This window comes from Moorena sp. SIOASIH, assembly GCF_010671925.1.
Classification (GTDB): domain Bacteria; phylum Cyanobacteriota; class Cyanobacteriia; order Cyanobacteriales; family Coleofasciculaceae; genus Moorena.
The window spans coordinates 301580-313860 of record NZ_JAAHIH010000004.1; the positions used below are offsets into that span (position 1 = coordinate 301580).

The 12281-nt window shown below is 43.9% G+C and carries 10 protein-coding genes; 2 read left to right on the top strand and 8 right to left on the bottom strand.

The genetic code is table 11. The features are described from left to right. The first annotated feature begins 20 nt into the window (after nt 1-20). Together F6J90_RS22660 and F6J90_RS22665 are read left to right on the top strand one after the other, a co-directional pair. A complete protein-coding gene (locus tag F6J90_RS22660; protein ID WP_293098582.1) occupies nt 21-1127 on the top strand; it encodes an AI-2E family transporter in 1107 nt (368 codons plus the stop codon). 374 nt (nt 1128-1501) lie between these two features. Then, entirely contained in the window at nt 1502-3235 is a 1734-nt protein-coding gene (locus F6J90_RS22665; protein WP_293098585.1) for a mechanosensitive ion channel domain-containing protein, read from the top strand. 288 nt (nt 3236-3523) lie between these two features. Here F6J90_RS22665 and F6J90_RS22670 read toward each other — a convergent pair whose 3' ends face one another. The 8 genes from F6J90_RS22670 to crtB form a co-directional block, all read right to left on the bottom strand. Further along, nucleotides 3524-3736: a hypothetical protein gene (locus F6J90_RS22670; protein WP_293098588.1), complete on the bottom strand. Its 213-nt coding sequence runs from the start codon at nt 3734-3736 to the stop codon at nt 3524-3526. A 131-nt stretch (nt 3737-3867) separates the two neighbouring features. Further along, the gene (locus tag F6J90_RS22675; RefSeq protein ID WP_293098590.1) at nt 3868-5523 is read right to left on the bottom strand and encodes a nucleoside recognition domain-containing protein; all 1656 of its coding nucleotides are present in this window, start codon (nt 5521-5523) and stop codon (nt 3868-3870) included. Beyond that, complete coding sequence (locus F6J90_RS22680; RefSeq protein WP_293098593.1) at nt 5486-6634, bottom strand: NAD(P)/FAD-dependent oxidoreductase; 1149 nt, start codon at nt 6632-6634, stop codon at nt 5486-5488. Before F6J90_RS22680 ends, F6J90_RS22675 begins: the two co-directional genes overlap by 38 nt. Nucleotides 6635-7067: 433 nt before the next feature. After that, nucleotides 7068-7910, bottom strand: a complete 843-nt coding sequence (locus F6J90_RS22685) for a Uma2 family endonuclease (protein WP_293098595.1) — start codon at nt 7908-7910, stop codon at nt 7068-7070. A 225-nt stretch (nt 7911-8135) separates the two neighbouring features. After that, complete coding sequence (locus tag F6J90_RS22690; RefSeq protein ID WP_293098597.1) at nt 8136-9386, bottom strand: NAD-dependent epimerase/dehydratase family protein; 1251 nt, start codon at nt 9384-9386, stop codon at nt 8136-8138. A 187-nt stretch (nt 9387-9573) separates the two neighbouring features. Beyond that, a complete protein-coding gene (locus F6J90_RS22695; RefSeq protein WP_293098600.1) occupies nt 9574-9909 on the bottom strand; it encodes a hypothetical protein in 336 nt (111 codons plus the stop codon). A gap of 178 nt (nt 9910-10087) precedes the next feature. Then, nucleotides 10088-10849: a phosphoadenylyl-sulfate reductase gene (locus tag F6J90_RS22700; protein WP_366513883.1), complete on the bottom strand. Its 762-nt coding sequence runs from the start codon at nt 10847-10849 to the stop codon at nt 10088-10090. 494 nt (nt 10850-11343) lie between these two features. After that, entirely contained in the window at nt 11344-12273 is a 930-nt protein-coding gene (gene crtB / locus F6J90_RS22705) for a 15-cis-phytoene synthase CrtB (protein ID WP_293100699.1), read from the bottom strand. Nucleotides 12274-12281: the final 8 nt, after the last annotated feature.

Consider the following 12281-nt stretch of genomic DNA (forward strand, 5'->3'; position numbering starts at 1 on the left):
CAACATGCAAATGGAAGTCTATGCTACGCCTTAAAATCTCCTTAGCTAATTTACTGCTGATTGTTGCTACTGGCTTGACAATCGTCCTGCTGTGGCAACTGAGAGCTTTGCTAGTAGTACTGATGATTGCAGTAGTGCTCGCATCTACTCTAGCACCAATTATTGATAGTGCTGAAAAGTTAAGGATTCCCCGCTGGCTAGCGGTTATTCTGGTTTATTTAGGCTTAATCGCTGGTTTGACAGGGATCGGCTTAGTGATTGGACCAACAGTAGCTCAGCAAATTCAGCGTTTATTTCGAAAACTGCCAGCGTATTTGGAGGTTTTAACCTCTTTGTTAGATGCTTTAGCGATTCGCCTAGGGATGACTGAACTGGCTCTGAGTAAAATGTTTGATGCTGGGACGGTTACATCTTGGGTGATTAGTTCCTCTCAGAAGTTGCTAGTGCAGTCCTATGGATTGACAAGGAGTCTTTTTGGTGGAGTATTTACCGTAATTCTGGCAACACTGCTGTCTGGTTATATGTTAGCTGGCTCTGAACAATTAATTAAAGGGGGGGTAAGTTTGTTTCCCAAACCCTGGGATGAAAAATTGGCAGCCCAGGTCAAGCCAGTCAGCCAACGGATGGGGGGTTACATCCAGGGGCGAGTGGTGGTTTCAGGAATTTTAGGCATGGCGATTACTGTTGGTTTAAAATTTTTGGGACTGTCAGAGTTTGCCTTGGGTTTGGGTGTGATTGCTGGGGTCACCAATTTGATTCCCTTTTTTGGTCCGGTTTTAGGAGCAATTCCAGCATTGATTGTGGCAATTGCTCAAGGGGGATGGACTTTCTCCTGGGTATTGCTACTATTTGTGATTATTCAGAATCTGGAAACCTATATTCTTGACCCCCTACTGGTGGGGTCTTCTGTGAGAGTTCACCCCTTATATCAGTTGTTGGCAGTGCTAGGTGGTGCAAAGGTTTTGGGGATTCTTGGTGCTTTGATTGTTCCGCCTTGGGTAGCTGGTGCAGCTCTGGTACTAGAAAATTTGTACTTGAAGCCGAAACTGGAGGCGGAACAAAATGCTGCTACTATCTCGGCAGCTTCTGAGTCAGATGCCTCAAATGCTCTTTCTTTCAACGGATAGTATGGTCACTATACATTGAGAGATCAGCTTTCAGCAATCAGCTTTCAGCAATCAGCTTTCAGCTATCAGCTTTCAGCTATCAGCTTTCAGCTATCAGCTTTCAGCCATTGGCCTATGGCCACGCTACTTGAGGTGCTTTTGAATAAAATAAGCTGACGGCTGACGGCTGACGGCTGACGGCTGACGGCTGAATGCTTAAGAAAATAGTCAACCAATTACTAATTACCAATTACCAATTAACTGTCTTAAGTAATGTTACAGAGGCTAGAAAGTTAACACTAAAGTACAGTTAACACTAGGCTCCCCTTTCTTTGGCTTCAAATTAGACGGGGCTAAAGCCTCCTGGCTCTCAACTGCAATATTTTTGGTAGCTGATGAATTCCTTCTTTCGCTGCCGATATTGGCTGACGCAAGTGATCTTGGTAGTAATTGGAGCGATCGCGATCGCTTGCCTGATTGCAGCTGCGCCAATTGTGGCTCAGGACAATCTGAATCGGGTAACTATTTTCTTCGATGGGCGTCCCCTGTTTGAGGTAGCACCGGCTGGGTCATTAACTGGTCAACAACGGGCTGATTACGTCAGTGATACCCTTAAGTATATCATCAAGACAGCACAACCGACCGTAAACGTAGAAATTGCTGGGACTGAAAAGTTACCAGTGATTAAGGTCAATGGTAGCCACTTGCTATCGGTAACCTCCAATGATACTCTAAACGGAAGAAGTCCCAAGGAACAAGCCCGATTGTGGCAAAGACTGCTACAGAATGCCATCAAACGGGCGTTTATCGAACGTACCCAGGAATATCTCGTACAAGCGGTATTCCTATCCGTTGGATGTGGGTTATGGGCACTCATCTCTAGTTGGGGAGTAGGCTGGCTGTGGCATCACCGGATTAAATGGCTGTTTCACAAAAAGGTAACTAAGTCAACCCATCGACACCGTCACCAACCCGCCTTAAGTGCTGAAATTGCAGGCGGGACTCTCATACTCCTGTTCCGGATCACTATCCTAGTATTTACCCTGATTTATACTAGTAAGCTATTTCCCCAAACTCGGCAGTTAAGCCGCCAAGTTAACGACACATTTGTTCAAAGCTTGACTTGGGAAATCATTTGGGTGGGAGATAAACCCTATTCTGTCTTAGGGTTATTAACATTGATTGGGTTATTTGCGGCTCTGATACTCCTAGCCAAGGTAGTAAAAAAAGTGTTGCGATCGCGGATTCTTCGCCTCACCAATCTCAGCCGCCCTGCCCAGGAGACTATTGCCCTGATCGCCCATTATGCCATACTCTTGATCGGTTCTATTGTGCTGTTGCAGTTGTGGGGACTCGACATTAGTTCTCTAGCTGTATTTGCTGGAGTCTTGGGTGTGGGGATTGGCTTGGGAATCCAGGGAATTGCTAAGGAATGTGTCAGCGGTTTGGTACTCATTTTTGAGCGTCCGATTCAAGTCGGGGACTTTGTAAATGTTGGGGAACTGATGGGAACAGTAGAAAATATCGGTATTCGGAGTACAGAAATCCTGACTTTGGATCAAGTCTCAATCATTATCCCCAATTCTCGCTTTCTGGAAGCTGAAGTGGTCAACTGGACTCACAATAATCCAGTATCCCGATTAAAATTACCGGTAGGGGTCGCCTATGGCTCAGATCCAATTAAAGTTCGTAGTGCTCTGATTGAGGCAGCAAAGGGACATCCAGAAATCTTAGATCAACCTGCCCCTAATGTATTTTTTACTGGATTTGGGGAAAATGCCCTCAAGTTTGAGTTGTTGGTTTGGATTGAAGACCCTCCCAAGCAGTTCCAAATCAAGAGTGAGCTTTACTTTCTGATTGAAGAAATACTGCGTCATTACCATGTTGATATTCCCTTTCCTAAGCTAGATTTGCACGTCCGTTCTGGTAATTTTCCTGTAGACGTTTCACACCAGTTAATTGAGTCCCTAACTCAGCTATCTCAGGAATTGACTCAGTGGATGGCCAGACAATCCTATGGTAGTAGTCACAATGGTACTAGTCACAATGGTACTAGTCACAATGGTACTAGTCACAATGGTACTAGTCACAGGAATGTTCAAATAAACAATACTTCAGATAATAATTGATACTTAAGGGAATAGGAAACTTGATATCAGGCAAATGACTAATATTTACAAACAACTTATCGGGTGATTTTCAAGTTCATAACTGATACCAAATCCGGTTTATAAAAGCTTATAAAAGTTAGTCATAAGTTAACCAATGATAATTAGTTAAATTTTTAATCTCTGAGGTCATGGTTTGTTCGCGGAGCGTCTCCGTAGGAGAAGGAGCTGACAACGAGTTACTAAACGTTCTTCAATTTCATCTATAGTTTTAAAAGATTCATTTTTTTTCTTAAAAATTTGGACTGCTTATTCTCCCAATTCATTATATTTTTTAATAATTTTAAAAGCATACTGATAGTTAATAACTACAGGGACTGCTGCATTTTTTATTGTCCACCCTAGAGAAATTTTCCATAATAAATGCCATCTTCTTGCTTCTACAGGGTCAAGACTTGCTCTGTATCTTTTTTTCAGTTCACCATTACTCAGATGGTCAGCTAAATAAGCTTTTTTGGGCATTTGACATTCTGATTTTGTATTGAGTATATTATCCAGATTTGGTATTAATCAGGGTTTAAAGGATTCTTACAGCAGCTCAAGTGGTCTTACCGTACGTTTTCGTACCGAAACTACCGATCGCCCATTACTTATTACTTGATTAATAATCCTCCCCAAGCAAGTAATAGAGAAAAAAATATCGCAGCGATCGCCTGTCTACTTAACAGCAATAAGGCAAATCGAAGAGACTGTTCTCGCGTAATAGTTAACAGAGTAACTAAACAAGGTAGCAATACTCCTGCTAGATACACCCCAGTCAAAACCTGCAATGGAGTTAACATAGCCAAGGTTTCTGGTTCAGCAAATAATAGCAGTCCATCTTTGCGAATAGAAGCTAAAACAATAGGCAATGAGGCTTCAGTGGGTAAATTAAACAATCCCATCAAAGGGTTAATAATATTGGCTAAAGCTGCGATTGTTCCTAACCAATTCAACACAGAAGCAATAACGGTAATAACTAAAAATATGGGAATTGCATTGAACAAAAATTGATTAATAGTTGACTTAGCTTCGCGCCAAATTACTGACGAATGAGGAAATTCTAAAAATGCTCTTCCTTCGATTACTAGGGGATTCTGATTCGATTTAGCTGTAGGGGAAGAAATGATGTAGGTATATATCAAGGTGGTTGCGGTTAGATACAGCAGGTAAGGAATTATCAAGTAAGGTAACTTAGCAGCACTAAACACCCCTAAAGTTGCGCCCAACTGATAAGAACAAGCGGAACCAAAAGCGATCGCCGAAATACAAGTTCCTCTAGAACAACTAGAACAGGCACGGGTGCTAATCACCGCAGGAACATTACACCCCATACCCATAATTACTCGCACTAAATCCCGTCCCGATAACCCAAACGGACGGAGTAAAGGATCGAGAGCAATGGTAATTCGTTCTATTAACCCACTAGCTTTATATGCGCCCAAGAATAGGGCATAGAGAATTACTGTGGGCATCGCCCAAATAAACAGCAACGGACTCATAGTTATCAGTCCATACTGACCTATCAGTATTTCTCTTAACCAGATTGGGAGTTGGGATAAAGGTTTAATAACAGGAGCGATCGCACTTTGGACTATAGGATCTGCTAAAGTCGCAAAGGAGTTAGCACCCCAGACAGCAATAATGGCAGGAATAAGTAATAAAGCGATCGCCAATAAACTGCCCAGTCGAGGATGTTCTAACAGTGTTGGGTGGGGTTCTATATACCAGCCAGCCCTTGTAGGAATCCATTGGGCGGGAAAAGGATGAGGTTCTTGCAGAGAAGCCAAAATATGGTCTTTTTGTTCTGTAGTAATGTGGCGGGCATCTACAGTGAAAATGCTCAGGTTAGAAGTTTCCGTCCATTCCCTAATCACTTGTTGAGTATGAACCGTCGAGAATACCTTATCCCAGAAAGTAATCACCACAATGCCCCTTTTATCTGCTACTAAAGGTAGTAGATCTGCTAAATCTCGATCTACGTCGGTTGCCTTGACTACCAATAGCACGGTGTCATTTTCTTGTAGCTGTCTTAAAGCTTTCTTAGTAGTTACACTATCGGAACGATAGAGAATTCCAGGGGTATCGATAAAGGTATAGGCTTCAGATTGATAAGTGTCACAAGTCACTGTAGAACCGCGAAAATTGGCACTATAGGGAGTCTGTCCTGTAAGAGCCGCAATTAGTTGGGACTTGCCCGTACTCTCTTTACCAATAACCACCGCTGACTTTTTAACAAACACAATCGTTATTACAGCAAGAAAGGTCATCTAAGAACAAACCTTCTCGGCGATAGGCTTCCAAGGTCGTTGGATCGATTCCCAGACGTTGAGCGATCGCATTACCGACTACAGCAAATCGCTGCCGAAATTTATAAATGAAACAAAAAATTAGATTGCCGTGACGCACCGAAGGACCGACGACAAATAATCCTGGAGTTAGGGTAGACTCATCTTCTTGAGTCAGGGCTGCATAGCCATTTGACCAGTCAAATAGAGGTGCGATTTGTTTTAAACTGCTGTTAAATCCCGTACAGAGAATTGGCGGTGTGGAACTAAACCACTGTTCGTACTCGCTCTCCACCACATATCCTTTTTTTACTGCTTTGACTGCTTCAATGTGCTGTTCTCCAATTAGTTCGACCCGACCCATAGAATAAGCTCTTTCTAAACGTTTTAGACTATAAGGAGACAGAGAAACACTAGGATCTGAGTCTAAGTTTGACCAGCTACTCTGGCGATCGATTAACTTTACTTTTTTCCCTAATGCTGCCAAATTTGACGCTGCATCTACACCGCTTTCATAGCCTCCCACAACTACAAATTCTTTCCCCTTAAGCTCTGTCCAAGAACGTATTTTGGAATTATGAATGCACAATTCTGCTCCTGGAAACGGATTAAGATTGGGATATTGAAACTCTCCTGCTGCCCAAATCACAAACTGCGATCTCAGCGAAGCTGAGGCACTGCGTGAACGCAACTTGCCTTTAGAAGTTTCCAAGACAAAGCCTTTGCCTTGAGGTAAAGCTGCAATAGTTTTCACATTTGTCTCGGTTTTTATAGGTAGTTTAAAATGCTCTGCTACAGTCTCCAAATATAGGGCATATTCTTTCCCCGAAAGATGTTCCTTTCTGAAACTGAGGGCAGGAGAAGTATTTAAAACTACTGCGTTGAGATCCAGCAATCCAAAACCATGACTGGGAAACGACGGCGTAATGAATCGCATTTCTTCAGGCCAACGCCTAAAAGAAGCCCCTACTTGATGTCGTTCTACAATGACAAAGTTTTCAATTCCTAAATCTTTTAAGACTACTCCACAGCCAATTCCAGCAGCCCCAGCCCCCACAATTACAACTTCAAAACGAGCGTTAGTTTTGTTCACCAGCAGACAATCTCGAATAGATACTTGATGACAATTATAATCATTCTATAAAAAAAAAGCTAGCTTTCTAACAAACAATATTAGTGAGGCAGTGGTAAACCATGATTGACATCCTCCCACCGCTAAACTCCTTACGTTGCTATAGGGCGTTGCGAGAGCAAATGGACAAAAAACAACGCTGGACGTATAATTATAATAATTAAACTAAATACTCCAGAACTGAACTAAGCGTATAAGTGGACTTATATCAAATCCGTTTGTCAAAACCCTTTTATAAAAATCGACCAAATCTTTGTATGCCACGAATCTATGGCTATGCAGATAAGGGGGGTTTGGGAACAGGATTTGGTATGAGACGGCAATTGCTATATGCGTTCGCGTAGCGGCTCGTACCGAGCATCGCGTTTTCTATTCTGCTGCCAGCCCCATCGCTTTACACCTCTCCTGGGTCAATCCCCAACTGTCGCAGACGTTCTGCTAATCTCGCTGCCTGCTGTTGAGCTAATTCCTTTTCCTGGCGTTCGAGTTGAGCTTGCTGCTCAGCCTGCTGCAACTGTTGCTGAGTCTGCTGCAACTGGTCTTGAGCCTGTTGAACCTGTTCAGAGCCTGTGGGAATCCAGTTCCCTAATTCATCATACCAGCGTAACCATCGCCCATTTACCTCTTGGTATGACCCAGACCATACTCCTAGGCCCAGCCCTAATTCTGGCAGCCAGAATTTTTCGGTGTCCAACCTTACCTGTTCATAGTTTAACCCTTTCAACTCAAAAATTCTTAACTCATTGGTGTATCGGCTAAACACCACATAATAAGGAATACGAAGGATACGTTCATAAACCTCCCACTTAGTCGGCGGTTGATCGATCGCGTAGCGTGGCCTACGGCCAATCTCCCGTAGGGTTTGCCCTAAATCTTCTGATTCCGTCGTTGGAGAGAGCAACTCCACTACGATAAATGGACTCACCCCTTCCTGCCAGATCACATAACTCAATCGTAAGTCTCGCTGTTCATAAAACCGAGACACCCCAACTACCCCAAACCAGTCCGGTCGTTTGTACCATTGAGGATGGCGCACATCATAGTACAGATTCAAGTCAGTCCCCACAAAGATCTGATCCCTTGGGTAACTCGGTGGGCAGAAAGTCTCCCGTAACAGCTGAGGTTGAAAATCGTGAAACTCGTCTGGCAAACCTGGTTCCTCTGGATCTTCACTAGGGAGATCATACATCGTCGGCAGGGTTTCCTTCGCCGGACGAGGGGGGTCAGTTTGATACATAACAGACAATCCGATCAACTAGCTTTAGGGTAGCAAGACCTTTCAAAGCGTGATTAACTTATTAAGATTGCCAGAGTTTGAGATACGTTGAGCAGTCAGTAATGGTGCTACGCCCATGCTGTCCTTGTCATCAGCTATTAGTTGCAAGGCCAGCAAAACCTGACTGACCATAATAAGCTGACCGCTCAACGTATAACATGCTCCCACCTGCGTGCTACCTAATTTTTAACTGGCACCTACACCCACTGCTGTTTTGTCGGATGTGGTTTGAGCAGGACTTTCGTCAGCCATACTCACCCCATTTCCCTTCTGCCGCCACAGTGATGTACAGATAATCTTCGAGCGATCGCAACGATCGACATATTTAGCTGCAATCTCGATTACCTCTTGCATCAGACCCTTAACCAAGGTGGTTGGTTTCAGACCCATTTCTAAGAAACATTTATTCTCCACAGCCAGTTCATTTTCCGCTGATTCGTTTCTCGGGTTCTCTAGATAGGCAATTTCCGCCCCAGTGATATCAGACACAATCTGTGCCAAATCCCGCACCCGATGGGTTTCGGTCATCTGATTCAAGATTTTCACCCTGTCCCCAGAAGCCGGAGGATTTGCGATCGCTAACTCTATACACCGCACCGTATCTTGAATATGGATAAATGCCCTAGTTTGACCCCCTGTTCCATGTACCGTCAACGGATGACCAATCGCTGACTGCATCAGGAACCGGTTTAGGACTGTACCATAGTCTCCATCGTAATCAAAGCGATTAATTAGCCGTTCATCCAGCTTTGTCTGCTTGGTCTGAGTTCCCCAAACAATCCCCTGATGCAGGTCAGTGATCCGCACCCCATCATTCTTGTTGTAGTAAGAGAAAAACAGCTGGTCCTGAGTTTTGGTCATGTGATAGATACTGCCCGGATTGGCTGGGTACAAGATTTGCTGCTGTACCATTTTTCCCTCATCCGTAGTCACCTGGATATCTAAATACCCTTCCGGAATCTTCATCCCAGCAGTACCATAACCATAGACTCCCATGGTTCCTAAATGAACCACATGTATATCCAAACCCGACTCCACAATCGCAGCTAGCAGATTATTGGTCGCATTCAAGTTATTATCTACCGTGTAGCGCTTATGGCTAGATGACTTCATCGAATAAGGTGCAGCCCGCTGTTCGGCAAAATGAATCACCACATCCGGTTGATAGGTTAGGAATAGATTGAGTAAGCGATCATAGTCTTTCGCTACATTGAAGTTATAGAACTGGATTTGTTTGCCAGAAACCTCAAGCCATGTCTTGAGACGAGTGGACATCGGCTGGTAAGGTGTTAAGGAACTCACTTCCAACTCATTATCAATGTTGCGTCGTGACAAGTTATCAACAATTACAATGTCATGACCACTATCAGATAGATGGAGAGCTGTGGGCCAACCACAAAATCCGTCACCGCCTAAAACTACAACTTTTTTCATCATCAACTCCTAGTTGTTTGCTTAAATGGTCTTTGTTGGTTGAATTGTCAGCGAGCTGCGACTATAGCATCGGGCTTTGGGAATTAACCGAGAACCAATCGAGAACCGATATATTTCCATCACCGGACTTCGTCGAGCTAAGCTAACATCACCTGATCACCCCACTGTTACGATTACAGCAATCAGTTTTTTAGATGAAATCTAGTTCAGGGTATCGATCCATGATCTCCGATACCTCTTCCCTTTCAGAAGTCTTGTGATTCAAGATTTCCTTGAAGAAACGAACATAAGTGCTATAGACTTGGGTCGAACCGTCATCATGATCAACAATGAAGAAAGGGGCTGCTTCTACCCCGTGCTTTATAGCTAGATCTAGTCCCTCGCTAGATTGCTGACGCTCATCAGCCACCACAATCTGGTCTATTCGACCCATCAGTCCTTTTTTTTCAAGTTTTTCTACCACATTGACGCACTTGCGACAGAAATTGCCGTCCTTGTTGATTTTTTTTACTAAAGTGATTTTCATTCTGTACTATTCAATACTGAGTTGTTTTTCAAAAGCGTAATTAAGAAATTATCACAACCCACTCCCCACTCCTACCTAAAAATTAGGATTTCAACCGCAACAAGCTTGATTGTGCCGCAACGCTTAAGTATCTGAACTGAAATTCTTTACCTAGTCTGTTAATTTCCGTGAGGGTTGCTCAAACCCTTACTGTTTGATGTTCCCTGTTCGTCATTCCCTGCTCTGTAGTGTTGTGTAAGCCACACTCTTTTTCGACCTGCCCTTCCCACCACCAGCGACCTTCCCGTTCATGCTGATTGGGGAGAATTGGGCGAGTACAGGGTTCGCAGCCAATGCTAACGAAACCTTTAGCGTGCAATTGATTGTAAGGCACATCATTAGTGCGGATGTATTTCCACACCTGTTCAGAACTCCAGTTAGCTAGGGGGTTAAATTTAATCAGGGTTCGTTCTTGGGTTGAGAACGCCTGGTCTACCTGGACAACAGGGATATTAGCGCGAGTACTAGGACTCTGATCCTTTCGCTGACCCGTAATCCAAGCATCTAGCTTAGCCAGTTGGCGACGCAAGGGAGCGACTTTGCGAATACCACAGCACTCTTTGTGACCATCCTGGTAGAAACTGAACAACCCCTTTTGTTTAACCAGTGCTTCCACTGCATCCGCGTCCGGTAGAATTACCTCTAGTGGAATTCCATAGTGCTGTCTTACCTTCTCAAGTAGTTGGTAAGTCTCGCAGTGCAAGCGACCCGTGTCGAGGGAGAACACTTTCACATCTGGCTTAATCTTGGATGCCATATCCACAAGAACCACATCCTCCGCACCACTGAAAGAGATGGCGATGTTGTCAAATTTGTCAAGAGCCAGTTTGAGGATTTCCTGAGGACTCTTGTGGGCGTATTCGGATTCCAAATAAACAACATCCAGTTCCAACATGAACATCTCCTTGCTATATGACAAAAGTGGTTGGACTTGCTGATTATACGACGTATCGATACCGTTATCCATCCTCAGCCTTCAGCTTTGAGCTCATGTCATCCAACCCAAGGGAAGTTCCACGATAGTTCAGAAATTATTATATATAGCGTATATATAGTTTCCATGGCTGAAGTACATCTGAGTTAAGAGACTTATAGCGCTTTGCCACCCGCGCTAATTAAAAACTGCTATAAATGTCTGCTGCAAATAGAAAGAGTGTGGGGAAAGGTTAAAGGGTAATACATATATTCCTTTCCCCCTTTCCCTTTGAGATTTTTCCTTCCCCCTTCTCCTTTTCCAATCCCAAGCATTTGTAGCACCATTAAATAGAATTGATAGTATTTTCCTGTTGTATCCCAGCCTTTTGCCGCCCTTGGTCAACGGGAAAAAAAAACCCATCGATCTGTAGGATGGGGATTTTTTGACAGATTGGCCATTAACGATTTGCCATGGTTTTCCTATAAAACTTGTGCTCTCAGCCAGGCTATCGGTAAGGATAACATCTTACGGAGTTTGGGGACATAGGCTCTTTGGCTAAATACATCGTAATGGTTGTGTTCAATCACATTGAGAATTTTCTGATAGAGCATCAAGGCAGACCAAACCGGCCAACGGGCATCACGGCTTAGGGCTCTAATACCTCTTTCTGCTTTGGTATAGTAATCCCTTGCCCGTTGAATTTGGAAACGCATTAGTTCCTGCCAACGGTCATCAACCACACCTTTGAACAAATCATCCTCGGTGTAATTAAACCGTTCCATATCTTCTAAGGGTATGTAAATACGACCTCGTCTAGCATCCTCTCCAATATCTCGGAGGATGTTAGTTAGCTGATTGGCAATACCTAATGCGATCGCTTCTCCGACCGGATTATAGGAATCTGTTTGCTGATCCCAGGGTGCTTTACTAGTGGAGTTGTCAACCCCCAGTACAGCACTAGACATTAACCCCACCGTACCCGCCACCCGATAACAGTAAAGATTCAGTTCATCAAAGGTTTCATAGCGACTACGGTAGAGATCCATCTGCTGACCTGCAATCATATCCCGAAAGGGTTGAATATCCATCGGGAAGCGTTCTAGGGTATCGACCAAAGCGACATCATAGTTATCGATGGGATGTCCCGCAAAGATAGATTGCAGATGTTCTTCCCAGTGATCTAGGGTTTCAGGGGTGGTTAAAGCCGCCTGGGGACCATCGACTAGTTCATCAGTTCGTCTGCACCAGACGTATATTGCCCAGATGGCTCGACGTTTTGCTTCTGGCATTAGTAGGGTGCCAAGATAAAACGTCTTAGAGTACTTCGCCGTAATCTGGCGGCATAATTCGTAGGATTTTGACCGGGAGGCCAGGTTTCTCATGGGCTGAGATTTGGGCAGTTGGAGCATTCTTAGCA